Genomic DNA, 23,971 nt, shown 5'->3' with positions numbered 1-23,971 from the left:
GGGCAGCGCGCAGGCAGCATTTTTTGTGCCCGGACTGCTTGGACGCGGGACCCGGGGTACTCGCATCGTTGACGCCGGAGAATCTTCGGCGGCCTGAACCGGCCGGGGATTTCCGGAAATCGGCGAGGGCGGGCTTCGGGTGCGGCACGCGCGGGAGCCCCTGTCCACGTGGCCGGACGGGGTTACGGGACAGGCCGGATCGCGCGATGCCCCGGCGGTCACCCCGGCGCCGGGCAACCGGCGGACGGTCCCGCCTACCGCCGCTCCCGCAGCGCCGTCACCTCCGCCCGCAGCCTCCGTACCTCCTCCGTCAGCGCCCGGATCGCCTCCGTCTGCTGCCGTTCCTCCGCGTCGTCCTTCTCGAACCGCGCGAGGAACCACGCCGCGATGTTCGCGGTCACCACACCCAGCAGCGCGATCCCGGACAGCATCAGCCCCACGGCCAGCAGGCGCCCCACCCCGGTGGTCGGCGCGAGATCCCCGTACCCCACGGTCGTCATCGTCGTGAACGACCACCACACCGCGTCACCCAGCGTCCGGATGTTCCCGCCCGGCGCGTCCCGCTCCACGGACAGCACCGCCAGCGAGCCGAACATCAGCAGGCCCACCACCGACCCGGCGACGTACGTCGTCAGCCGGATCTGCGAGGCCATCCGTGCACGCCGGCCCACCAGCAGCAGGGTCGAGACGAGCCGCAGCAGCCTGAGCGGCTGGACGAGCGGCAGCGCCACCGCGATCAGGTCGAGCCAGTGGGTGCGTACGAAGTGCTTCCGGTTCCCGGCGAGCCCCAGCCGCACCCCGTAGTCGACGGCGAAGGCGCCCCACACCACCCACTCGGTCACCGCGCAGGCGAAGGCGACCGGCCGGCCGACCGAGCCGTCCACGATCGGCACGGCGTAGGCCACGGCGAACAGCACCGCCAGCGCCAGCAGGGGCCGCTGCGTGCGCCGCTCCCAGCGTTCCTGTGCCGTCGGTTCCTCGGTGCCCGGGTTCATGCCCCGCATCGTAAGGAGGCCGGGCGCCGGGAGACGGAGGAGGGCGGTGGGGCCTGCCCACCGCCCTCCTCGTACCGCCGGTCCTCCTACGCGTCGCCGCCGGCCGCGCCGGGGTCGGCCGCCGTCACGTCCAGGACCCGGTAGCGGTCGATGGCCTGCTTCAGGGCGGAGCGGTCGACCTTGCCCTCGCGGGCCAGCTCGGTGAGGACCGCCACCACGATCGACTGGGCGTCGATGTGGAAGAAGCGGCGGGCCGCGCCCCGCGTGTCCGCGAAGCCGAAACCGTCCGCGCCGAGGGACTGGTACCGGCCCGGGACCCAGCGCGCGATCTGGTCCGGCACCGACCGCATCCAGTCGGAGACGGCCACGAACGGGCCCTGGGCGCCGCTGAGCTTGCGGGTCACGTACGGCACCCGCTGCTCCTCCTCCGGGTGCAGCAGGTTGTACTCCTCGCAGGCCACCGCATCGCGCCGCAGCTCGTTCCAGGAGGTCGCCGACCAGACGTCGGCCCGCACGTCCCAGTCCTCGGCGAGGATGCGCTGGGCCTCCAGGGCCCAGGGGAGCGCGACGCCGGACGCCATGATCTGCGCCGGGACCGTGCCGGAGGTGCCCTCGCTGAAGCGGTGGATGCCCTTGAGGATGCCCTCCACGTCCACGTTCTCCGGCTCGGCCGGGTGCTGGATCGGCTCGTTGTAGACGGTGAGGTAGTAGAAGACGTCCTCGCCGTGCGGGTGCTCCGGGGAGCTGCCGTACATGCGGCGCAGGCCGTCCTCGACGATGTGCGCGATCTCGAAGCCGAAGGCCGGGTCGTACGCCACGCACGCGGGGTTGGTGGAGGCCAGCAGCTGGGAGTGGCCGTCGGCGTGCTGGAGGCCCTCGCCGGTGAGGGTGGTGCGGCCCGCGGTCGCGCCCAGGACGAACCCGCGCGCCAGCTGGTCGGCCATCTGCCAGAACTGGTCGCCGGTGCGCTGGAAACCGAACATCGAGTAGAAGACGTAGACCGGGATCAGCGGCTCGCCGTGGGTCGCGTAGGCCGAGCCCGCGGCGATGAGGGAGGCCGTGCAGCCTGCCTCCGAGATGCCGTCGTGCAGCATCTGGCCGTTCGGGGCCTCCTTGTAGGCGAGGAGGAGGTCGCGGTCCACCGCCTCGTACTGCTGGCCCAGCGGGTTGTAGATCTTCGCACTCGGGAAGAACGAGTCCATGCCGAAGGTGCGGTACTCGTCGGGGGCGATGAGGACGAAGCGCCTGCCGATCTCCTTGTCCCGCATGAGGTCCTTGAGGAGGCGGACGAAGGCCATCGTGGTGGCGATGGACTGCTGGCCCGACCCCTTCTTCACGGTCGCGTACGTCTTGCCGCCCGGGAGGGGCAAGGGCTTGGAGCGGACGACGCGGGTGGGGACGTAGCCGCCGAGCGAGCGGCGGCGGTCGTGCATGTACTGGATCTCCTCCGAGTCCCGGCCCGGGTGGTAGTACGGCGGCAGGCCGGACTCCAGCTCCTTGTCGGAGATCGGCAGGTGCAGGCGGTCGCGGAAGCGCTTGAGGTCGTCGACCGTCAGCTTCTTCATCTGGTGGGTGGCGTTGCGGCCCTCGAAGTTCGGGCCGAGCGTCCAGCCCTTGACCGTCTTGGCGAGGACGACCGTCGGCTGGCCCTGGTGCTCGACCGCCGCCTTGTACGCCGCGTAGATCTTCCGGTGGTCGTGACCGCCGCGGCCCAGGTGCAGGATCTGGTCGTCGGTCATGTTCTCGACCATCGCGCGCAGCCGGTGGTCGCCGCCGAAGAAGTGGTCGCGGATGTAGGCGCCGGACTCGGTGGCGTACGTCTGGAACTGGCCGTCCGGCGTCGTGTTCATCTTGTTGACCAGGGTGCCGTCCCGGTCCTGGGCGAGCAGCGGGTCCCAGGTGCGGTCCCAGATCAGCTTGATCACGTTCCAGCCGGCGCCCCGGAAGACCGACTCCAGCTCCTGGATGATCTTGCCGTTGCCGCGCACCGGGCCGTCCAGCCGCTGGAGGTTGCAGTTGACGACGAAGGTCAGGTTGTCCAGGCCCTCGCGGGCGGCGAGCGTGAGCTGGCCGAGCGACTCCGGCTCGTCCATCTCGCCGTCGCCGAGGAACGCCCACACGTGCGACTTCGAGGTGTCCGCGATCCCGCGCGCGTGCAGGTAGCGGTTCATGCGCGCCTGGTAGATCGCGCCGATCGGGCCGAGACCCATCGAGACGGTGGGGAACTCCCAGAAGTCCGGCATGGAGCGCGGGTGCGGGTACGAGGAGAGCGCGTAGGGGGCCTTCGACTTCTCCTGGCGGAAGCCGTCCAGGTGCCGTTCGGTGAGCCGGTCCAGCAGGTACGCGCGCGCGTAGATGCCCGGTGAGGCGTGCCCCTGGAAGAAGATCTGGTCGCCGCCGTCGCCCTCGTCCTTGCCGCGGAAGAAGTGGTTGAAGCCGACGTCGTAGAGCGAGGCGGAGGAGGCGAAGGTGGCGATGTGGCCGCCGACGCCGATGCCGGGCCGCTGCGCGCGCGAGACCATCACCGCCGCGTTCCAGCGGGTGGCGTTGAGGATCCTGCGCTCGATCTCCTCGTTGCCGGGGAAGAACGGCTCGTCCTTGGTGGCGATGGTGTTGACGTAGTCCGTGCTGCGCATCTCGGGCACGGCCACGCGCCGGGCGCGGGCCCGCTCGATCAGCCGCAGCATCAGGTACCGGGCCCTCTCCCGCCCCCGCTCGTCCACGGCTGCGTCGAGGGAGTCGAGCCACTCCTGGGTTTCCTCGGGGTCGAAGTCAGGGACCTGGCTCGGAAGGCCGCCAATGATGATCGGGCTGCGATCGGATGCGGAAGCCACGCTGTTCCTTACCTGTCGGAGGGCCACTGTGCGGTATGCCTGCGCCGATCCCCATCGTGTACCTCGGGGAGGCGCACGTCATCTCTACCGAGAGGTAACCAATGGGGCCCGTCGGGCATGGCACACTCATTCGGAACCCGTACCCACGGATGGTTCCCAACCGCGCAAACAGGGCAGAAGGGTGTGGTGTGTGTCACCTCTCTCCTGACGGTGTGCCTGAAGTTGCGGCGACACGGCCAGGATCGTCACCGTTTCGGCGGTCTGGACGGCCGGGTACTTGCGCGATCCGTCCCGCCCGTGTGGACTACGGCCAATGCTTCGCGCACGCGCGTGGCTGAGACTCCCCCGAGCTCCGGACGAGCAGGGGGTACCCCCCATACGAAGACATGATCAGGAGGCAACCCGTGAGCGCGACCGCGGACCACGCGGAGGAGCGGACGAACCCTGCCGCCAGGCTGGGGTTCCAGCCCGGGCAGGTGGTCCAGGAGATCGGCTACGACGACGACGTGGACCAGGAGCTCCGTGAAGCCATCGAGGAAGCCATCGAGGGCGACCTGATGGACGAGGACTACGACGACGTGGCCGACGCCGTTGTGCTGTGGTTCCGTGATGACGACGGCGACCTGACGGATGCGCTGGTGGATGCCACCACGTACATCGAGGAGGGCGGGGCGATCCTGCTCCTCACGCCGAAGACCGGCCGTGCGGGCTACGTGGAGCCGAGCGACATCTCGGAAGCCGCGACCACGGCGGGACTGACGGCGTCCAAGAGCGTCAGCGTCGGCAAGGACTGGAGCGGCAGCCGGCTGGCGACCCCGAAGGCCGCCAAGTCCAAGCGGTAGTCCCGCCGCCGTCCGGCCGGTACCGGACGGGCCGACGACGGTCGGCCCGTCCGCAGGCCGGTGACGGTCCCTGCGTAGGGTGTTCCCAGTGAACGGACCCGACGAAGGGATCAACAGGACCATGGCCATCCAGGTCGGCGACAAGGCCCCCGACTTCGAGCTCAAGGACAACCACGGCGCCACCGTGAAGCTGTCCGACTTCCGCGGCCACAAGAACGTGGTGCTGCTCTTCTACCCCTTCGCCTTCACCGGCGTGTGCACGGGCGAACTGTGCGAGGTGCGGGACAACCTGCCGCAGTTCTCCGACCGCGACACCCAGGTGCTCGCCGTCTCCAACGACTCCATCCACACCCTGCGCGTCTTCGCCGAGCAGGAGGGGCTGGAGTACCCGCTGCTCAGCGACTTCTGGCCGCACGGCGAGGTCTCGCGCGCCTACGGCGTCTTCGACGAGGACAAGGGCTGCGCCGTCCGCGGCACCTTCGTCATCGACAAGGAGGGCGTCGTGCGCTGGACCGTGGTCAACGGCCTGCCGGACGCCCGTGACCTGAACGAGTACGTGAAGGCGCTCGACACCCTGTGATCCTTCGGCCGCAGGGTCTGCGGGGGGCGGGAACCCGTCACTAGGATCGAGTCGTTGATCCGGCATTCGACGCAACTCAGGGGCTTCCCGCCCCGGAAACCTAGGGAGGACTCGTGGGAGTCAGCCTCAGCAAGGGCGGCAACGTATCGCTGACCAAGGAGGCTCCGGGCCTGACCGCGGTCATCGTCGGTCTGGGATGGGACGTCCGCACCACGACCGGCACCGACTTCGACCTCGACGCCAGCGCGCTGCTGCTGAACAGCTCCGGCAAGGTCGCCAGCGACCAGCACTTCATCTTCTTCAACAACCTCAAGAGCCCGGACGGCTCCGTCGAGCACACCGGTGACAACCTCACCGGCGAGGGCGAGGGCGACGACGAGCAGATCAAGGTCGACCTGGCGAACGTCCCGGCCGACGTCGAGAAGATCGTCTTCCCGGTCTCGATCTACGACGCCGAGAACCGCCAGCAGTCCTTCGGCCAGGTCCGCAACGCCTTCATCCGCGTGGTGAACCAGGCCGGCGGCGCCGAGATCGCCCGTTACGACCTGAGCGAGGACGCCTCCACCGAGACCGCCATGGTCTTCGGCGAGCTGTACCGCCACGGCACCGAGTGGAAGTTCCGCGCCATCGGCCAGGGCTACGCCTCCGGCCTGCGCGGCATCGCCCAGGACTTCGGCGTCAACGTCTGACGTCCGTCCGTCCGCCCTCACCGTCCGGCGCCGCGCGTTTGCGCGCGGCGCCGGACGCGCAGGAAACCCAGGAAGCACCACACGGGGAGGGACCACAGACATGGGCGTCACGCTTGCCAAGGGAGGCAATGTCTCCCTGTCCAAGGCCGCGCCGGACCTCACGCAGGTGATGGTCGGACTCGGCTGGGACGCGCGCTCCACCACCGGAGCCCCCTTCGACCTCGACGCCAGCGCGCTGGTGTGCGGCGGCGGCCGGGTGCTCGGCGACGAATGGTTCGTCTTCTACAACCAGCTCACCAGCCCGGACGGCTCCGTCGAGCACACCGGCGACAACCTCACCGGTGAGGGCGACGGCGACGACGAGTCGATCCTGGTCGACCTGTCCCGCGTACCCGGCCGGTGCGACCGGATCGTCTTCCCGGTCTCCATCCACCTGGCCGACGAGCGCGGGCAGACCTTCGGGCAGGTCGCCAACGCCTTCATCCGCGTCGTCGACCAGGCCGACGGCCGGGAACTCGCCCGCTACGACCTGAGCGAGGACGCCTCCACCGAAACCGCGATGATCTTCGGTGAGCTCTACCGCCACGGCGCCGAGTGGAAGTTCCGGGCGGTGGGACAGGGGTACGCGTCGGGCCTGCGAGGCATCGCTCTAGACTTCGGAGTCAACGTTTCGTAAAGCCGGGTACGGCGCGGGGGAGGCCCGTAGGCCCGTACACAAGGGATTGGGTAGCCAGTGGTTCTGAAAACCTTCGGCTGGTCGTTCGCGGTCACCGCGCTCGGCCTTGTCGCGGCGGTCTTGTACGGGGGGTGGGCCGCCTTCGGTGTCGTGGCGATCCTCTCCGTCCTCGAGATCTCGCTGTCCTTCGACAACGCGGTCGTCAACGCCGGAATCCTGAAGAAGATGAATGCCTTCTGGCAGAAGATCTTCCTCACGATCGGCATCCTGATCGCCGTCTTCGGTATGCGGCTGGTCTTCCCCGTCGTGATCGTCGCGGTCAGCGCCCAGCTCGGACCGATCGAGGCCGTCGACCTCGCGCTCACCGACAAGAACCGTTACCAGGAGCTGGTGACGGACGCCCACCCGGCGATCGCCGCCTTCGGCGGCATGTTCCTGCTGATGATCTTCCTCGACTTCATCTTCGAGGACCGGGACATCAAGTGGCTCACCTGGCTGGAGCGCCCGCTGGCCAAGCTCGGCAAGGTCGACATGCTGTCGGTCTGCATCGCCCTGATCGTGCTGCTCATCACCTCGATGACCTTCGCCACCCACGCCCACCAGCACGGCGGCGCCCACGTCGACAAGGCGGAGACGGTCCTGCTGTCCGGCATCGCCGGCCTGATCACCTACATGATCGTCGGCGGTCTCTCCGGCTTCTTCGAGGACAAGCTCGAAGAGGAGGAGGAACGCGAGCACGAGGCCGAGGAGCAGGCCGCCCGCGAGGGCAAGCCCAAGTCGGCGGTCGCCCTGGCCGGCAAGGCCGCCTTCTTCATGTTCCTCTACCTGGAGGTCCTGGACGCCTCCTTCTCCTTCGACGGGGTCATCGGCGCCTTCGCCATCACCAACGACATCGTCCTGATGGCCCTCGGCCTGGGCATCGGCGCCATGTACGTCCGCTCCCTCACCGTCTACCTGGTCCGCCAGGGCACCCTCGACGAGTACGTCTACCTGGAGCACGGCGCCCACTACGCCATCGGCGCCCTCGCCGTGCTGCTCCTGGTCACCATCCAGTACGAGATCAACGAACTCGTCACCGGCTTCATCGGCGTCGCCCTGATCGGCGCCTCCTTCTGGTCCTCCGTGCGCCGCAACCGCGCGCTCGCGGCGGCCGAGGCGGGCGGCGGTTCCGGCGGCAAGGCGGAGGTCTCCTCCGGAGTGTGAAACCTCCCGCACCCGGGCCGGTTCGCTTCCGGTGCGCCACGGCCGCCGGTGTGAACCGCGCCCGGGTGAGGAACGCTCTGAGCGGGGCGGCCGACGAGGACGACTCCTCGGGGCCGCCCCGTCGGCGTCCGGGGCCGCGGGGGGCGGTGCCGCCCCCCGCGGGCCCTTGCAGTGCGCGCGGGCCGGACGGCCCGCCGTCCGGTGAACGGAGATGGGGGCGGGAATGGGCTTCTTGGACGGGCTGTGGCGCGGTCGCGAGACCGAGTTCGACTCGGGCAGCGCGGCCACCAACGCCATCGAACTGACCAAGCGCAACGGCCAGGTCTCCCTGACCAAACAGGGCGCGGCCACCGGCCATCTGCGCATCAACCTGGCCTGGCGGATGCGGACCTCCGACATCACCGGCCCCCAGCGGGAGAGCCTGCTGCGCCACCCTTTCAGGGCGCTCAAGCCCCCGGAGGTCCTCGGACACAGCCAGAGCATGGTCAACGTGGACCTCGACCTCGGCTGCCTGTACGAGCTCCAGGACGGCACCAAGGGCGTCGTCCAGCCGCTCGGCGGCTACTTCGGCGACGTCAACGCCCCGCCGTACGTCAAGCTCAGCGGCGACGACCGGTTCGGCTCGGCGTCCGGCGAGACCATCTACGTCAACCTCGACCACCGGGACGCCATCAAACGGCTCCTCGTCTTCGCCTACATCTACGACCAGACGCCCGCCTTCGACCGTACGCACGCCATCGTCACGCTCTACCCGAGCAACGGCCCCCGCATCGAGATAGGGATCGACGAACGCCAGCCGCAGGCCCGCTCCTGCGCGGTCGTGATGATCGAGAACGTCAAGGGCGAGATCGTCGTCCGCCGCGAGGTGAAGTTCGTGTACGGCTTCCAGGGGGAGCTGGACCGGCTGTACGGGTGGGGGCTCCAGTGGGGGCGGGGCTACAAGACGAAGGTGGAACGCTGAGACCGGGCGGTGGCCGGGCCCGCCGTCCCCTGTTCTTCCTTGCCGCCCCTGCCGCCCTCTACCGCCCGATGAACTGCGGCCCCTGCGGCGGCAGCCGGAAGTCCGGGTCCGGGACCGGGGCGGACGGGGGCGGATAGCCGTAGCCCGACGGCGCGCCGGTGGCGGCCGAGGCGGTGGGTGCCTGCGGATGGCCGTACGCGGGCCGGGCGGCCGGGTGCGGATAGCCGTAGGCCGGTGAGGCCGTCGCGGGCTGCTGCGGGTAGCCGTACGCCGGCTGCGACGGCTGCGCGGGCACGGCGGGCGGCTGCTCCGGGGGCAGCGGGCGGGACGCCTCCGGGGCGGGCCGGGCGGGAGCGGCGGCCGGCAGGGGGACCGTGGGCGGCGCCGCCTGGGGCGCGGACGCCTGGGGGTCCGTGGGGTGGGACGCGAAGGTCTGGGGGTCTGCGGGACCGGCCGGTGCCGACGGGTCCGCCGCCGGGGACTCCTGGGCCGCCTGCGACTCGTCCACCGAGATGCCGAAGTCGGTCGCCAGGCCCTCCAGCCCGTTGGAGTAGCCCTCGCCCAGGGCCCGGAACTTCCAGCCGTCCCCGCGCCGGTACAGCTCCCCGCAGATCAGCGCGGTCTCCGCGCCCGTCTCCGGCGTGACGTCGAAGTACGCGAGCGGCTCGGCGTCGGCGGCCGCCGCGTCGTACAGCAGGATGCGCAGGTCCCGGACCCGGTCGAAGGCGACGCCGTCCGCCGACGCGACCAGCAGGATCCGTCGCACGCCGGGCTCGACACCGGGCAGATCCGTCTGGATCGTGTCGGTGAGGTCCTCGGCGACGCGCTTCTTGCCGAGCCGCCAGACCTTCCCGGAGGGGTGCCGGGGCTGGTTGTAGAAGACGAAGTCCTCGTCGTCGCGCACGCGGTCGTCGGGGCCGAGGAGCAGCGCGGAGGCGTCGACGTCCGGGACTCCCTGTCCGGGCGTCCAGCGCAGGACGGCGCGTACCGTCGTGGCTTCCAGCGGGACGTTCGACCCCTTCAGCATGGCGTGCGTCATGCCGTCATCCTGCCCTCTCGGTCCTGGTCACGACAATGCGGGGGCGGGTACCCGGGCCGTGCCGCCGGCTGCCGCCGGTGGCACCGACACAACCGGGACACCTGATATTCACACCGGGCGGGAACCCTCGCCATGGATCCCTACGTACTATTACCGGCCACCTTCAGACAGTTCACGGGTCGCCCAGATCCCGCGGGGGAGCTTGTATGCGTCATTTCGGGCAGATCGCCCCTGAGGTGCGGAAGCGCCTCTTCCATCAGGAGCCGTGCGAGTTCGGCGCGGACTCCCCGGCCCGGCTGCTCTCCGCCGCCCTGGGCGCCACCCTGTACAGCCCGGCCACCCGGCCGCGCCTCGCCGACGACGTCCTCAAGCAGGCGGCGCGCGGCGTGGTCTCGATGGTGCTGTGCCTGGAGGACTCGATCGACGACGCGGACGTGCCGGCCGGCGAGGAGAACCTCGTACGGCAGCTCACCGATCTCGCCGGCCGCCCCGGGGCCGACCTGCCGCTGCTGTTCGTCCGGGTCCGCGTCCCCGAGCAGATACCCGACCTCGTGCACCGCCTCGGCCCGGCCGTGCGGACGCTGTCCGGATTCGTTCTGCCGAAGTTCACCCAGGAACGCGGCGTGCCCTTCCTGGAGGCCCTCTCCGCCGCGGAGGCGGCGTGCGGGCGGCGGCTGTTCGCCATGCCGGTGCTGGAGTCGCCGGAGCTGCTGTACCGGGAGACGCGCGTGCAGACCCTGGAGGGCATCTTCCGCGCGGTGGACAAGTACCGCGACCGCGTCCTCGCGCTGCGCCTGGGCGTGACCGATTTCTGCTCCTCCTACGGGCTGCGCAGAGGCCCCGACATGACGGCCTACGATGTGCAGATCGTCGCCTCCGTGATCGCCGACGTGGTGAACATGCTCGGCCGGGCCGACGGCACCGGCTTCACCGTCACCGGGCCGGTGTGGGAGTACTTCCGGGTCCAGGAGCGCATGTTCAAACCGCAGCTGCGGCAGAGCCCCTTCCTCCAGGTGCAGGCCGCCGAACTGCGCACCCGGCTGATCGAGCACGCCATGGACGGCCTGCTGCGGGAGATCTCCCTGGACCAGGCCAACGGCCTGCTGGGCAAGACCTGCATCCACCCCTCCCACGTGCTGCCGGTGCACGCGCTGTCCGTGGTCAGCCACGAGGAGTTCAGCGACGCCCAGGACATCCTCCGGCCCGAGCGCTGCGGCGGAGGCGTCCTGAGGTCGGCGTACACCAACAAGATGAACGAGGTGAAGCCGCACCGCGCCTGGGCGGAGCGGACGCTGCTGCGCGCCGAGGTGTTCGGCGTGGCCAACGAGGACATCGGCTTCGTCGAGCTGCTCGCCGCGGGCCTGTCCGACTGACGCGGGGACGCGTGGACGACGCGGTGGACGACGCGGTGGACGAGGCAGTGGACGACGCGGTGGACGAGACGGCGGGCGGCGCGGTGGGCGACGCAGTGGACGAGGGGAGACACGAGGGCATGGACGAGGGAGAGCACGCCGGGGTGTGGTCCGGCAGCTGGGTCGCCGAGCGGCTCGGCGTGGAACTGGCCGGTGACGAGGGGCTCACCGACCTGCTCGGGCTCGCGCTGCGCCGCAACCCGAAGCGGGCCCACCTGCTCGTGTCGAACGTGCTCGGCAAGCACGTCCCGCAGTCCCCGTCCGTGGTGTACGGCTGCGGCTTCGCCCTCGGCCGGCGGGTGCGCGACCTGCTGGGCGACGAGGAGGCCGGCGCGGCCGTCGTCCTCGGCTACGCGGAGACCGCCACCGGCCTCGGCCACTCGGTCGCCGACGGCCTGGGCGGCGCCCCCTGCCTGCACTCCACCCGCCGCCCGGTCGCCGGGGTCGCCCGCGCGGGCGGCTTCGAGGAGTCCCATTCCCACGCGACCTCCCACCTGCTGCTGCCCGAGGACCCGGCGCTGCTGGCCGGCGACGGGCCGCTGGTCCTGGTCGACGACGAGTTCTCCACGGGCAACACGGTGCTCAACACCCTCCGTGCCCTGCACGAGCGCCACCCCCGCGCGCGGTACGTCGTGGTCGCCCTGGTGGACATGCGCTCGCCCGCCGACGCCGGCCGCCTGGACGGCTTCGCCCGCGAGATCGGCGCCCGGGTCGACCTGGTGACCCACGCCCGCGGCACGGTCCGCCTGCCCGCCGACGTGCTGGCGAAGGGGCAGGAGCTGGTGGCCCGCCACGAGACGGAACCGGCCGCCGCCCCGCCAGCGCCGGCCGTGCCCGTCCCGCGCGTCGACCTGTGCTGGCCCCGCGGGCTGCCCGACGGCGGCCGGCACGGGTTCACGCCCGCCCACCGGGCGCGGCTGGAGAGCGCCCTGCCCGCCATGGCCGCCCGCGTCGCCGAGGCGCTGCCCGCCGGTGCCCGCCGGGTCCTCGTCCTCGGCTGCGAGGAGCTGATGTACGCGCCGCTGCGGCTCGCCCGCGAGCTGGAGCAGATCGTCGGCGCCGAGGTGCGCTACTCCACCACCACCCGCTCGCCCGTCCTCGCCGTCGACGACCCCGGCTACGCGATCCGCACCCGCCTGGTCTTCCCCGCGCACGACGACCCCGCCGACGGCCCCGGCGAGCGCTACGCCTACAACGTGGCGGGCGCCGGCTTCGACGCCGTCGTCGCCGTCGTCGACTCGGTGGCCGACACGCCCGCGCTGCACGCGCCGGGCGGCCTGCTGGCCCAGCTCGCCGCCCACGTCCCGCACGTCCGCCTCGCGGTCGTCCCCTCGTACATCCCCCCGTACGCCCTCTCCCGCGCCCCCTATGCCCCCTCCCGCGGCGCGTCCCCGCTCGCGCCCGAAAGGCCCACCATGCTGCCCGAGCCCCTCCGCGGCCCCGCCTTCTCCTCGTACGCGCCCGACGAGGTCGGCTGGCTGCTCCAGGACCTCTCGGACGTGACCCTGGAGGCGCCCACCGAGGAACGCGAGGAGGCGATCCAGCGCGGCGGCGCGCACTACGCGGAGTCCCTGCCGGTGGAGTACCAGCCCAGCGAGCGGTACCAGGAGCTGTTCCACGAGGCGCTGCGGGCGTCCGCCACCCGGCTCGCGCAGGCCGTCGGCACCGTCACCGAGATTGTGCTCACCGAGAGGTCCGCCCGCCCCGTCCTGGTCTCCCTCGCCCGCGCCGGCACGCCCGTCGGCATCCTCATGCGCCGCTGGGCCCGCTTCCGGCACGGCCTGGACCTGCCGCACTACGCCGTGTCGATCGTCCGGGGCCGCGGCATCGACGCCAACGCGCTGCGCTGGCTGGCCGCCCACCACGACCCCCGCGACGTCGTCTTCGTCGACGGCTGGACCGGCAAGGGCGCCATCACCCGCGAACTCGCCGACGCCGTACGGGCCTTCGAGGCGACCGACGGCATCACCGGATTCAACCCCGAGATCGCCGTCCTGGCCGACCCCGGTTCCTGCGTGCGCACCTACGGCACCCGTGAGGACTTCCTCATCCCCTCCGCGTGCCTCAACTCCACCGTCTCCGGCCTGATATCCCGCACCGTGCTCCGCGCCGACCTCGTCGGCCCGCACGACTTCCACGGCGCGAAGTACTACCGCGAACTCGCCGGCGCGGATGTGTCGGTGGCCTTCCTCGACGCCGTCTCCGCGTGCTTCGGCGAGGTCGCCGACACGGCCGACGCCCGCGCCAAGGAACTGCTGTCCGCCGACCGGGAACCCACCTGGGCGGGCTGGGCCGCGGTGGAGCGCATCAGCGAGGAGTACGGCATCCACGACGTGAACCTGATCAAGCCCGGTGTCGGCGAGACCACCCGGGTGCTGCTGCGCCGGGTGCCGTGGAAGGTGCTCGCGCGCGCGGACGCCGGCCGCGACCTGGACCACGTCCGGCTGCTCGCCGAACAGCGGGGCGTGCCCGTGGAGGAGGTCGCCGACCTGCCCTACACCTGTGTCGGACTCATCCACCCCCGGTACACGCGCGGCGCGACGGGCGCCGACGGCAAGGCGGTGACCGTCTGATGCCGGTGCTCGTCGCCAGCGACCTCGACCGCACGCTGATCTACTCCGCCGCCGCCCTGGCGCTGACCGTGCCCGACGAGCGGGCGCCCCGGCTGCTGTGCGTGGAGGTGTACGACGGCAAGCCGCTGTCGTACCTGACCGAGACCGCCGCCCGCCTCCTGGCCGAACTCGGCGACACGGCCGTCTTCGTCCCCACCACCACCCGCACGCGCGAGCAGTACCGGCGCATCACCCTGCCCGGCCCTCCGCCGAAGTACGCGATCTGCGCCAACGGCGGCCACCTCCTGGTGGACGGGGTCACCGACGCCGGCTGGCACGCGCGGGTGAGGGCGCGGCTGGCCGACGAGTGCGCTCCGCTGGCCGAGGTGCGCGAGCACCTCATGTCCGCCGCCGACCCGCTGTGGGTGCGCAAACACCGGACCGCCGAGGACCTCTTCGCCTACCTCGTCGTCGAACGGGAGCTGCTGCCACCGGACTGGGTGAAGGAACTCGCCGTATGGGCCGAGAACCGCGGCTGGACCGTCTCCCTCCAGGGCCGCAAGGTCTACGCCGTTCCCAAACCGCTCACCAAGAGCGCCGCCGTCCGGGAGGTCGTCCGCCGCACCGGCGCCGAGCTCACCCTCGCGGCCGGTGACTCCCTCCTCGACGCCGACCTGCTGCTGGCGGCGGACCGGGGCTGGCGCCCCGGCCACGGTGAGCTGGCCGACACCGGCTGGACGGCACCGACGGTCAGCGCCTTGCCCGAGCGGGGGGTATGGGCCGGGGAGCGGATCCTGCGCGAGTTCCTGCGGGCGGTCCGCCCGGCCGGGTGACCCCCGCCGGAGCGGCGGCGTCCTCGGCGGCCGGCCCGTCCTCGGGCCGCCCGTGCCCGCCCCGCCTGCGCCGGCCGGCCCCCGGCCGCAGCAGGCGCAGGCAGACGAAGACCAGCACCGCGAGGGCGGCGCCCGCGAGGACCACCTTCGAGTACGCGGAGACCACCTGCGTGACCTGGGACCAGTTGTCCCCCAGCGCGTACCCGGCGAGCACGAACGCGGTGTTCCACAGCGCGCTGCCGAGCGTGGTCAAGGCCAGGAAGACGGGCAGCCGCATCCGCTCGACACCGGCCGGCACGGAGATCAGGCTCCGGAAGACCGGAATCATCCGGCCGAAGAACACCGCCTTGGTACCGTGCCGGAGGAACCACGCCTCCGTCTTCTCTATGTCCGCCACCTTCACCAGCGGCAGCCGTCCCGCCATCGCCACCGTCCGGTCACGGCCCAGCAGCGCCCCGATCCCGTACAGGGCGAGCGCGCCGATCACCGAACCCGCCGTCGTCCACAGCAGGACGGCCGGCAGGTCCATCCGGCCGGAGCTCGCCGCGAACCCGGCGAGCGGCAGGATCACCTCGCTCGGCAGGGGAGGGAACAGGTTCTCCAGGGCGATGGCGATGCCGGCGCCCGGCGCGCCCAGCGCGTCCATGAGGTCGTTGATCCACTGCGGTGCGGCCCCGCTGTCCGCGGCCGTCTGCGCTGCGATGGCTGTCATGCCGACCACGCTAGGAAATCGTGGCTGAAGGGACCCTGAGGAAGACCGCACGATCCGCTGCGGCGAACCGCAGCCGGACAGTGCGGTTTTCCGCAGTGTGCACCGGGCCCGCCCGCGGCTAGCCTCGCGATCATGCGAGACATGGCGCGACGCGGAGCGCGGTACGGGGTGGGCCTGATCACGGGAGCCGCCGCGGCCGTCATCGAGCTGCCCTTCGCCGTCCTGGCGGGGGCGGCCCTGCTGCCGGTGGCGGCCTGGCCCGCCGGACGCCGCGCCGTGCTCCGCCCGGTCCTCGTGTGCGCGCGGAGACTGGCGGAGCTGGAGCGGGCCCGGCTGCGGATCTGGCTGGGCGTCCGCGTCCCGCCCGCGCACGAGGACCTGCGGGCCCTGCGGTACGTGGCGTGGCGGTGGGCCCTGGGTCTGCTGGGCGGGGTCGTGATGCTGTCGGCGGCGACCGGCCTCGGGTACGGCCTGTTCTGGACGTACGGCTGGATCCTGGTGGACGGCATACGCGACCCCGCCTCGATCGCCTTGAGCAGTCTCGGCGGGTTCTTCCTGCTCTTCCTCGCCGTGCAGGGGGTCTTCGGCGTCGCAGGGCTGGAAGGGCAGTGGGCGCGGTACTGCTTCGGCCCCCGCCACCAGGAGGAGCTGGAGCGGCGCATCGCCGAGCTGGCGGCGACCCGGGCCGCCGTCGTCGACGCGGTGCACGACGAGCGCCGCCGCATCGAGCGCGACCTGCACGACGGGGTGCAGCAGCGCCTCGTCGCCCTCGGGATGCTGCTCGGCCGCGCCCGGCGCAGCCAGGACGCCGGCCGCAGAGACCGTCTGCTGGGCCAGGCCCACGAGGAGAGCCGCCGCGCCCTGGACGAGCTGCGCGAGGTGGCCTGGCGCATCTACCCCACCACGCTGGACGAGGCGGGGCTGCGCGCGGCGCTGGAGACGGTCGCCGAGCGGGCCTCCGTACCGGTGCGGGTGGAGTACCGCCTCACCGAGGAACCCGAGCGGGCCGTCGCGACCGTCGCCTACTTCGTGGTGTGCGAGGCGGTCACCAACGCGGTCAAGCACGCCGCGCCGAGCCGGATAACCGTCGCCGTCGGCGGCGCCGAGGAAGGGATGGTGCATGTGGCGATCCAGGACGACGGCTGCGGCGGGGCCGACGCCGCCGGCAGCGGACTGTTCGGGCTGGCCCGGCGCGTCGCCGCGCTGGACGGCAGCCTGGCCGTGGTCAGCCCGCCGGGCGGCCCCACCCTCGTGGCCGCGGAGCTGCCATGCGACTGATCCTGGCCGAGGACTCGACCCTGCTGCGGGAAGGACTGGTCCGCCTGCTGGCGGAGGAGGGCCACGAGATCCTCGCGGCCGTCGGCGACGCCGAGTCGCTGCTGAAGGCGGTCGCCGAGGACCCGCCGGACGTGGTCGTCGCGGACGTCCGGATGCCGCCGAGCCACACCGACGAAGGTCTGCGCGCGGCCCTGGAGATACGCGCGCGATGGCCGCGGGTCGGGGTGCTGGTGCTCTCGCAGTACGTCGAGAAGCGGTACGCGACGGAGCTGCTGACCGGGGAGACGGAAGGAGTGGGTTACCTGCTCAAGGACCGGGTGGTCCAGGTCGACGAGTTCCTCGACGCGCTGGAGCGGGTGGCCGACGGCCGGGCCGCCTTCGATCCGGAGGTCGTACGCCAGCTCCTGGGCCGCACGACCCACACCGACCTGCTCGCCCGGCTGACCGCGCGGGAGCGGGCCGTGCTCGCCGAGATGGCGCAGGGCCACACCAACGCGGCGATCGCACGGCGGCTGCACATCTCCCAGAGCGGTGTCGAGAAGCACATCAACGCGATCTTCGACAAGCTCGAACTGTCCGGGGGTGAAGGCTATTCGCGCAGAGTGCTCGCGGTCCTGCGGTACCTGGGGAGCTGAAGCGCCGCCCGGGCCCGGCGGGGCGGGAGTCAGCCGCAGCAGCCCCCGCCGCAGCAGCCGCCTCCGCCGCCCGCCGGGGGCGCGGAGGCCGGTGCGGCGGCCGAACCGCCGACCGCGACCGTCGACAGGAGCTTCACCGTGTCGTCGTGCCCGGCGGGGCAGGGGGCGGGAGCGGAGGACTCGGCCATGGGACGGCTCAGTTCGAACGTGTCGCCGCAGGTCCGGCAGCGGTACTCGTAACGAGGCATGGGCACAGGTTAACCGGCGCCGCCGTCCTTGTCGTAGGGCGGAAGACGGGCGCCGGGGCCGGGCGGCGACGGAGCTCTCAGTGGCCCGGGGCGCGGTCCTCGCGGATCTGGGTGACCACGCGGGCCACCGTCCGGCGGACGGCTTCCGTCTCGGTCAGGAAGTGCCAGTAGTCGGGGTGCCGGCCGTCGAGCGTGGTGATCGCGCGCTCCAGGCGGGCCACGGCGTCGTCCAGGGGACGGGCGTGCCGGGGATCGGGGGTGGTACGGCCCGCCATGGCCAGCCGCTGGGCGTCGCGGAGGGCGAAACGTGTCCGCTCGATCTCCTGCCGGGGATCCTTCTGCACGGCGTTCAGCCGCTGCAGCCGGTCGCCGGCGGCGGAGACCGCCTCGTCGGTCTCGTTCAGCAGGGCCCGTACCGTCGACAGCAGCGCGGTCGCGTCGGGCCAGCGCTGTTCGTCCCGCGCGGCCTGCGCCTCGGCCAGTTTCCGCTCGGCCCGGCGGACGGTCTCGGCCGCCTGTTCCGGCACGTGCTGGAGATCCTGCCAGCAGGCGAGGGCGAAGCGCCGCCGCAGCTCGCTGAGGACCGGTTCGACCTGTTCGGCGCGGGTGGTGAGCGCCTGGGCGCGGGTGCGCAGGGAGACGATGCGGCGGTCGGTCTCGGCGGCGCGCTCGGGCAGCCGCTCCGCCTCGGCGCGGACGGTCTCGGCCTCGCGGGTGACCCGTTCGGCCCGTTCGAGGGTCTGCGGCACGCCGTGCTGTCCGGCGCCCTGGTTGAGCTTGGTCAGCTCCGGGCCGAGAGCGGCCAGGCGCGCGGCGAGGTCGTCCGCCTTCAGCCCGGAGCCCCGGGCGGTGTCCAGGGCGTCGGAGGCGGCGCGCAGGGACTGCCGGGCCCGTTCGACGGCGGGGGCGAGCCGGGCCAGCCGGGTCTCGGCCTTGCCGATCAGCGGGCCGAGGCCCTCGGCGAAACGGTCCAGTTCCCGCTTGACCCGGCCGAGCTCGTCCTGGGCGGCGGTCAGGTCGGCGCGGGCGCGGGAGGCGGCCGACGCCTCCAGGTCGTCGCGGTCCAGGTCGTGGGCGTCGACGGCGTCGATGTACCGGCGGCTGGCCTCGTCGATGCGCCGCCCCAGCTCCTCGAAGCCGGCGACCGCGCGCCGGACGGCGGGGGAGTCGTCGACGGCCGTGATGGTCTCGATGGAGATGCGCAGGTCCCGCTGGGCGGTGTCCAGTTCGTAGAAGGCCGCCGCGGCGGCGTCCTTCGCGGCCTGCGCCTCGGCCCGCTGGTTCTCGGCCCGTCCGCCGAACCAGCGCCGGGTGCCGCCGCCGGCGAACGCGGCGGGCAGCGCGAGAACGGCGACGAGCGGCAGGCCCAGCAGGGTGAACGCGTCGCGGAGCGCGCCGGTCCGGTGGGGGCGCCGCGCCCGGTGCCCGGCCCGGCGGGTGTGCTGCGACCGGTGCGGCGGGCGAGGCGCGCGCGGCTCCATCGGCGGCGTATACGGCTGCGATGGTGTCGCCGTCACATCCCTCTCCCGTGTCGTCCGCCCTGCCCGGGTTCATTCTCCCACCCGTAAGGGACGAACACACGGGCCGGTCAGTTCGCCGTGCGGACGGTGACTTTTCCGTCGGCGGTACGGGCGTTCACCACATGGGGGCTGGAGTCGTCCCGGGGCACGGACACGTCGACCGAGCCGTCATCGGTGTGGGTCGACACCTTGTACGTGCCCCGGGGCAGCCCGACGGTCACCGAGCCGTCGTCGCTGCGGGCGTCCACCAGGTCGGGTACGGCGCCGAGTTCCAGGCGCACCGAGCCGTCCCGGGTGCGGGCCTCCACCCGGCGCGAGGAGACCTCCGCGCGGACCGAGCCGTCGTCGCTGCGCAGGACCAGCGGCCCAGTGGAGTCGGTGACGCGGACGGACCCGTCGGCGGTGCGGATGCTCAGCGCGTCCCGGAACCCCCGCGCCCGTACGCTGCCGTCCTTGTCGTCGACCTTCACGGCGACGCCGCGGGGCACCTCGATCCGGTGCCTGGCCGCGCAGTCGGCGACAAAGCCCGAGCAGTGCATCCGCAGGACCAGCCGGTCGTCCTCCATCTTCCAGCTCACCTTCGGCGCCTCGCCGAGGGTGACCGAGCCGGAGAACCACCGGGTGACCCGGACACGGCCCGGCTCGTTCCCGTCCGCGGCGACGATCTCCAGCGCGGAGTCGTCGGAGTCGATGGTGAGGGTCCTGCCGCTCAGCGGGAAGGAGCGGCGGTCGGGGTCCTCGTCGTCCCCGGGGGAGGCGCAGGCGCCGAGGCCCGCGACGAGAACCACGACGGCGCCGGCGACGGCGACGGCGCGAGCAGGAACGGTACGGGCCATGACAATCTCCCCAGATATCCCGGATGTCACCGGGCATGACGACGAGGCGCCTCACCCGGGCCCGGGCGGGCCCTGCGCGGTGAGGCTCTTCGACCGTACGGACCCGGCACCCGCGCCGGGATCCGGGCGGCTCCCGGACCGGTGGTGGGGTTAACCCCCGGATCGGTCCCAGGGGCGCGGGCCCCAGGGCCAGGGAGGGGAACGGGTGCGCGATACGGGTTTGCGGGACAGGGCCCCGGGCAAGGTAGGCTGTCGACTCGTTCAGGGTGCGTAGCTCAGGGGTAGAGCGCCTGCCTTACAAGCAGGATGTCGGCGGTTCGAAACCGTCCGCGCCCACCGGAACCGGTGGACGAGCACCGGCGGAGAGGCTCCCGGAGACAGACCGGGGGCCTTTCTTCGTGTCTCCGCTTCGGGTCTCCGGCGGCCTCGGCGCCCTATGAGCCCGGCCCGTTGCCCTCGGCGCCCTCGGGCGGGGTCTCGTGGACGTGCTTCAGCCGGGAGCGGGCCGCCACGCGGTCGGCGCCGTCGAGCTCGGACCAGTAGCGGTGGGTGCTGACGAAGACGGCGAGTTCGCGTTCCCGTTGCCGCAACTTCTCGACCTCGGCCTGTTCGTCGGCCGACCAGCCGGGCGAGGCGGGTCGCTCGACCTTGCGCCAGCCGTTGTCGTCGCTGAAGCCGTCCAGGGGCTCGACCGACCAGGGGAGCCGCTTCAACAGGGCCGACAGCTCGGCCCGGACCTGATGCAGTTCCTGCTGACCGGCGAGGAGGTCACTCGGGAAGTCATAGGTCGTTGCCACGCAGAGATGATACGTCTGTTCGAATATGGGGGATGCGGTACTCCGCGGGATCCGCGCCCCGGTTCACTCGAACGTGTGTCCCGGGGTGCGGGCCCCGTCACCGCCGTACGGCGTCCCTCAGTTCCCGCACCACGCGGGCGGTCACCGGGACCGGTACGCCGTGCCGCTCGGCCGCGCGCAGCAACGCGCCGCCGATGGCGTCCAGTTCGAGCGGACGGCCGGACTCGGCGTCGCGCTGCATGGACGATCTGGTCTGCGGCGGGAACGCGTCGTAGCGGGCGAGGGCCTGGGCGGGGTCCGCGGGGCCGCCGCAGGCACGGCTGACCGCGGCCGTCTCCTCCACCAGGGCCGTCAGCTCGTCGCGGTGCCGGTCGCGCACGGCACCCAAAGGGAGCCCGTAGCGGGTGGTGAGCAGGGCGAGCGGCGCGAGGAACGACATCTTCGCCCACAGGGCGGCCGTCTCGTCCTCCACGACGCGGGTGACCGGGCCGGCGGCGGACAGCGCCGCCGCGAGGGGGTCGAGGCGTGTCCGCGGCACCGGTGCCGGGGAGCCGGCCAGGTCGATCTCGGCGAAGGGGCTGCCGTGGTCGATGACGCCCGGGGCGACACGGGTGGACTCGACGCGGATGACCGCGGGGGCCACCTGCCCGGGGCGGTAGCGGGCGCGCAGGGCCGCGGGGTGCTCGACGCCGTTCAGGAACGGTACGAGCAGGCCGTCGCCCAGCGCCGCGGCCGGTACGCGGGCGAGCGCCGCGTCCAGCGCGGTGTGCTTGACCGCGATCAGGCACGCGTCGACCGGTTCCCGCAGGGTGGTGCCGGCCTCGACGCGGGCCGTGAAGTCTCCGAACAGTCCGCTGCGGACCCGGAGGCCGTCCGTGCGCAGCGCGTGCGCCGTCTCCTCGCCGGCCAGGCAGATCACCCGGTGCCCGGCCCGGGCCAGGAGCGCGGCGAGCAGGCCGCCCACTCCGCCGGGGCCCAGGACGGCCACGGTGAGGCCGGTGCCGGTCGTCGTGCCGTCGGCCGTGGTGCCGTCGGCCGTGGTGCCGTCGGTCGTCGTGTCGTCGGCCGTGGTGCCGTCGGTCGTCGTGTCGTCGGCCGTGGTGCCGTCGGTCGTGGTGTCGTCGGTCATGGTGTCGTCATCCTCTCGTCGGTCGGCCCCTCGGAAGGTGGCCGCCTTCGCGGTGATCATGACAGAGGGGCGGGGAGAAGGACAGACGGCGGCAGGCACGGGGTCGGGCAGAGGTGACGGGGGAAGGACAAAGGGAGAAGGACAAAGGGAGAAGGCCCGGATCGTGGGCAAGTGCGGGCGGCGGCAGGACCGGTGGACGACACTGGGACCATGTGCCGCAGCATCAAGACGCTTCGCCCGCCCGTGCTGGCCGAGGAGGCCACCGAGGAGGAGATCCGGGCCGCCGCCCTGCAGTACGTGCGGAAGGTCTCCGGTTTCCGGGCGCCGGCCGCGCACAACCAGGAGGTGTTCGAGCGGGCCGTGGAAGCGGTCGCGCGGGCCACGGCCGAGCTGCTGGACGGGCTGGAGGTGCGGGGCGCCGCAGCCCGGCGGGCGGGATGACGCCGCCCGCGGGGCACCTCGCGCCGGACCGCTTCCCCTGTGGACGTGACAGGAGTGCCGGTTGGACGTGACAGGGGTGCCGGTCGTCACCGGGGCCCGTCACGGCGCCTCCGCGGCCGGCGGCGGCTGCCTGCGCACCAGGAAGGCCGCCCCGGCGCCCGCGCCGAACAGCGCCAGCAGCGACACCCCCGCCGCCAGCCAGGTCGCGCCCAGCCACTGGCCGCCGACGTAGCCGAGGGTGACGCTGTAGCCGGCCCAGGACAGGCCGGCCAGCGCGGACCAGGGGAGGAACTCGCGGGCCCGGCGGTGGGCGGCGCCCGCGAGGAAGGAGACGACCGAGCGGCCGGCGGGGGCGAAGCGCGCGAGGACGACGAGGACGCCGCCGCCCCGGGCGAGGGCCGTGCCGAGACGTTCCTGCGCGGCGGACAGGCGGCGGGAGCGGGAGAGGGCGCGGTCCAGCCGCGCACCGCCGCGCCGGGCGAGGCGGTAGGCCACCAGGTCGCCCAGGACCGAGGCGGTGGTGGCGCACAGCACCAGGACCAGGATGCCGGGCAGACCGTGCGGGACCCGTCCGGTCGCCGCGCCCGAACCCGCGGCCGCCGCGGTGGCCGCCGCGATCACCAGGACCCCGCTGGGCAGCATCGGCAGGAACACGTCCAGGAGGACCGAGAGGGTCACCACGGCGTAGATCCAGGGGCTGCTGACCAGCGAACCCACGTTCCCGAGACTCTCGACCACCACGACTCCCCGTGACTCCCCCGTGGGCCAGACCGTGCCGCGGTGCGCGGGGGAGCGGCAGGAGCGGCCGATGACAGCCATACAGCGTACGCCTGGGGTGTGACAGAGCGTTCACAGGGGGCTCGTGTGTTCGACACATTCCGCTCACTCGGCGGCTCTCGCCCCTGCGCCGTCTCCGCCCCCGTCACCCGACTGCCGCCTCCCGGGAGCGGCGGGCGGGGGTGTCCCGTAGCAACGACGGTGGGGTGTGGCCCGGCGCAGGCCCGGACCGCGCGAGCGACGGCCGGCGCGCCGCCCCGACGCCGGCCATTCCACCGGAACCCGAGGAACGGAACACATCATGGTGGCAGGAATATGCGCGGGCGCCGTGGCCGCGGCCGTGCTCGCGAGCGGCGCCGCCGACGGCGGCACCCGTGACCACACGGTGCGCGTGGACGGGCGGTTCGCGCCGCCCGCCGGCGGGACGGCGCCCGCGGCGGTGACGTACGACGAGAAGCTGGTCCCGGCCGGTTCACGCATCGAGGTCAGGCAGCACGTCGCCGGGAACGGGGCGACCACCGTCGAGCTGCGCGTGACGGGGATGAAGCCCGGCCACACGTACGGCGTGCACGTGCACCGCGCGCCCTGCGGTGCCGACCCCGCCGCCGCGGGCGGGCACTACCAGCACCGGCCGTCCACCGATCCGGCCGACGCCAACCCGGAGAACGAGGTCTGGCTCGACTTCACCGCCGACGCGCGGGGCGCGGGCCGGGCGAGCGCGCGTCACGACTGGGGTTTCCGGCGCGGTGAGGCGTCCTCCGTCATCCTCCACGACGAACCGGGCAACGCGGGGACCCGCGCCGCCTGCTTCACGGTGCCGTTCGCCGGGACCGGCTGAGCGCCGCCCGCGGCCGGAACACCCGTGGTGGGGGCCCCCCCGGGGGGGGGGGCCCCCGCGCGGCGGCCGCCGCCGGGCCGGGGGGGGGGGGGCCCGCGGGTGGGGCCGGAACAGTAAAAGAAAACACAAAAAAAAACAAAAAAC

23 protein-coding genes and 1 tRNA gene are annotated in these 23,971 nt (G+C 72.7%); 14 read left to right on the top strand and 10 right to left on the bottom strand.

Features of this window, described 5'->3' with window-relative positions; translation table 11 throughout:
• Positions 1-254: 254 nt before the first annotated feature.
• Together ABZ340_RS00120 and aceE are read right to left on the bottom strand one after the other, a co-directional pair.
• Positions 255-995 (bottom strand): potassium channel family protein, encoded by a 741-nt coding sequence (locus ABZ340_RS00120; RefSeq protein WP_358779438.1) that lies wholly within the window; start codon positions 993-995, stop codon positions 255-257.
• 86 nt (positions 996-1,081) lie between these two features.
• Positions 1,082-3,829 carry a pyruvate dehydrogenase (acetyl-transferring), homodimeric type gene (aceE, locus tag ABZ340_RS00115; RefSeq protein WP_358779437.1) on the bottom strand — a complete coding sequence of 916 codons (2,748 nt, stop codon included), beginning with the start codon at positions 3,827-3,829 and terminating at the stop codon, positions 1,082-1,084.
• A 404-nt stretch (positions 3,830-4,233) separates the two neighbouring features.
• On the opposite strand from aceE, the gene ABZ340_RS00110 reads away from it, so the two are divergent.
• The 6 genes from ABZ340_RS00110 to ABZ340_RS00085 all read left to right on the top strand — a co-directional run bounded on the left by ABZ340_RS00110 (position 4,234) and on the right by ABZ340_RS00085 (position 8,780).
• Positions 4,234-4,671, top strand: coding sequence for a DUF3052 domain-containing protein (locus ABZ340_RS00110; RefSeq protein ID WP_029384739.1), 438 nt, complete (start codon positions 4,234-4,236; stop codon positions 4,669-4,671).
• A 121-nt stretch (positions 4,672-4,792) separates the two neighbouring features.
• Positions 4,793-5,251, top strand: coding sequence for a peroxiredoxin (locus ABZ340_RS00105; protein WP_358779637.1), 459 nt, complete (start codon positions 4,793-4,795; stop codon positions 5,249-5,251).
• Between the two features lie 113 nt (positions 5,252-5,364).
• Entirely contained in the window at positions 5,365-5,940 is a 576-nt protein-coding gene (locus ABZ340_RS00100; protein ID WP_358779436.1) for a calcium homeostasis/redox stress adaptation protein, read from the top strand.
• A gap of 100 nt (positions 5,941-6,040) precedes the next feature.
• Positions 6,041-6,616, top strand: a complete 576-nt coding sequence (locus ABZ340_RS00095; RefSeq protein WP_358779435.1) for a TerD family protein — start codon at positions 6,041-6,043, stop codon at positions 6,614-6,616.
• A 57-nt stretch (positions 6,617-6,673) separates the two neighbouring features.
• Entirely contained in the window at positions 6,674-7,819 is a 1,146-nt protein-coding gene (locus tag ABZ340_RS00090; protein WP_358779434.1) for a DUF475 domain-containing protein, read from the top strand.
• 223 nt (positions 7,820-8,042) lie between these two features.
• Positions 8,043-8,780, top strand: coding sequence for a Tellurium resistance (locus ABZ340_RS00085; RefSeq protein WP_358779433.1), 738 nt, complete (start codon positions 8,043-8,045; stop codon positions 8,778-8,780).
• Between the two features lie 58 nt (positions 8,781-8,838).
• On the opposite strand, the gene ABZ340_RS00080 is transcribed toward ABZ340_RS00085, so the two are convergent.
• The gene (locus ABZ340_RS00080) at positions 8,839-9,819 is read right to left on the bottom strand and encodes a TerD family protein (RefSeq protein WP_358779432.1); all 981 of its coding nucleotides are present in this window, start codon (positions 9,817-9,819) and stop codon (positions 8,839-8,841) included.
• A gap of 206 nt (positions 9,820-10,025) precedes the next feature.
• Between ABZ340_RS00080 and ABZ340_RS00075 the strand changes: the two genes are divergently transcribed.
• The 3 genes from ABZ340_RS00075 (at position 10,026) to ABZ340_RS00065 (ending at position 14,616) form a co-directional block, all read left to right on the top strand.
• Entirely contained in the window at positions 10,026-11,192 is a 1,167-nt protein-coding gene (locus tag ABZ340_RS00075) for an HpcH/HpaI aldolase/citrate lyase family protein (RefSeq protein ID WP_358779431.1), read from the top strand.
• A gap of 119 nt (positions 11,193-11,311) precedes the next feature.
• Complete coding sequence (locus ABZ340_RS00070; protein WP_358779636.1) at positions 11,312-13,804, top strand: phosphoribosyltransferase; 2,493 nt, start codon at positions 11,312-11,314, stop codon at positions 13,802-13,804.
• A complete protein-coding gene (locus tag ABZ340_RS00065; RefSeq protein WP_358779430.1) occupies positions 13,804-14,616 on the top strand; it encodes an HAD family hydrolase in 813 nt (270 codons plus the stop codon). The genes ABZ340_RS00070 and ABZ340_RS00065 overlap by 1 nt, the downstream gene beginning before the upstream one ends.
• On the opposite strand, the gene ABZ340_RS00060 is transcribed toward ABZ340_RS00065, so the two are convergent.
• The gene (locus tag ABZ340_RS00060) at positions 14,534-15,328 is read right to left on the bottom strand and encodes a DedA family protein (RefSeq protein WP_358779429.1); all 795 of its coding nucleotides are present in this window, start codon (positions 15,326-15,328) and stop codon (positions 14,534-14,536) included. The two genes, ABZ340_RS00065 and ABZ340_RS00060, sit on opposite strands and share 83 nt — an antisense overlap.
• A gap of 132 nt (positions 15,329-15,460) precedes the next feature.
• Here ABZ340_RS00060 and ABZ340_RS00055 point away from each other — a divergent pair, with 132 nt between their 5' ends.
• Positions 15,461-16,606 (top strand): histidine kinase, encoded by a 1,146-nt coding sequence (locus ABZ340_RS00055; protein WP_358779428.1) that lies wholly within the window; start codon positions 15,461-15,463, stop codon positions 16,604-16,606.
• Positions 16,597-17,241 (top strand): response regulator transcription factor, encoded by a 645-nt coding sequence (locus tag ABZ340_RS00050; RefSeq protein WP_358779427.1) that lies wholly within the window; start codon positions 16,597-16,599, stop codon positions 17,239-17,241. The genes ABZ340_RS00055 and ABZ340_RS00050 overlap by 10 nt, the downstream gene beginning before the upstream one ends.
• A gap of 29 nt (positions 17,242-17,270) precedes the next feature.
• Here ABZ340_RS00050 and ABZ340_RS00045 read toward each other — a convergent pair whose 3' ends face one another.
• From ABZ340_RS00045 to ABZ340_RS00035, 3 genes are all read right to left on the bottom strand, one after another.
• A complete protein-coding gene (locus tag ABZ340_RS00045) occupies positions 17,271-17,489 on the bottom strand; it encodes a zinc ribbon domain-containing protein (protein ID WP_358779426.1) in 219 nt (72 codons plus the stop codon).
• 77 nt (positions 17,490-17,566) lie between these two features.
• On the bottom strand, positions 17,567-19,006 hold the full coding sequence (locus ABZ340_RS00040; RefSeq protein WP_358779425.1) for a hypothetical protein: 1,440 nt from the start codon (positions 19,004-19,006) through the stop codon (positions 17,567-17,569).
• Between the two features lie 71 nt (positions 19,007-19,077).
• Positions 19,078-19,845 (bottom strand): DUF4097 family beta strand repeat-containing protein, encoded by a 768-nt coding sequence (locus tag ABZ340_RS00035; protein ID WP_358779424.1) that lies wholly within the window; start codon positions 19,843-19,845, stop codon positions 19,078-19,080.
• Between the two features lie 264 nt (positions 19,846-20,109).
• Between ABZ340_RS00035 and ABZ340_RS00030 the strand changes: the two genes are divergently transcribed.
• Positions 20,110-20,181, top strand: a tRNA-Val gene (locus ABZ340_RS00030).
• A gap of 98 nt (positions 20,182-20,279) precedes the next feature.
• On the opposite strand, the gene ABZ340_RS00025 is transcribed toward ABZ340_RS00030, so the two are convergent.
• Positions 20,280-20,642, bottom strand: coding sequence for a hypothetical protein (locus tag ABZ340_RS00025; RefSeq protein ID WP_358779423.1), 363 nt, complete (start codon positions 20,640-20,642; stop codon positions 20,280-20,282).
• 97 nt (positions 20,643-20,739) lie between these two features.
• Positions 20,740-21,771 (bottom strand): 2-dehydropantoate 2-reductase, encoded by a 1,032-nt coding sequence (locus ABZ340_RS00020; RefSeq protein WP_358779422.1) that lies wholly within the window; start codon positions 21,769-21,771, stop codon positions 20,740-20,742.
• A 210-nt stretch (positions 21,772-21,981) separates the two neighbouring features.
• Between ABZ340_RS00020 and ABZ340_RS00015 the strand changes: the two genes are divergently transcribed.
• Positions 21,982-22,212 (top strand): DUF2277 domain-containing protein, encoded by a 231-nt coding sequence (locus ABZ340_RS00015; RefSeq protein ID WP_358779421.1) that lies wholly within the window; start codon positions 21,982-21,984, stop codon positions 22,210-22,212.
• 99 nt (positions 22,213-22,311) lie between these two features.
• Here the strand turns inward: ABZ340_RS00015 and ABZ340_RS00010 are convergent, their stop codons facing one another.
• Positions 22,312-22,950, bottom strand: a complete 639-nt coding sequence (locus ABZ340_RS00010; RefSeq protein ID WP_358779635.1) for a VTT domain-containing protein — start codon at positions 22,948-22,950, stop codon at positions 22,312-22,314.
• 340 nt (positions 22,951-23,290) lie between these two features.
• Here ABZ340_RS00010 and ABZ340_RS00005 point away from each other — a divergent pair, with 340 nt between their 5' ends.
• Positions 23,291-23,827, top strand: a complete 537-nt coding sequence (locus ABZ340_RS00005; RefSeq protein WP_358779420.1) for a superoxide dismutase family protein — start codon at positions 23,291-23,293, stop codon at positions 23,825-23,827.
• Positions 23,828-23,971 lie beyond the last annotated feature (144 nt).

It is taken from the genome of Streptomyces sp. NPDC006134 (assembly GCF_040628835.1).
GTDB lineage: Bacteria > Actinomycetota > Actinomycetes > Streptomycetales > Streptomycetaceae > Streptomyces.
The sequence above is the reverse complement of the archived record's forward strand: the minus strand, read 5'-3'. Positions and strand labels throughout refer to the sequence as shown.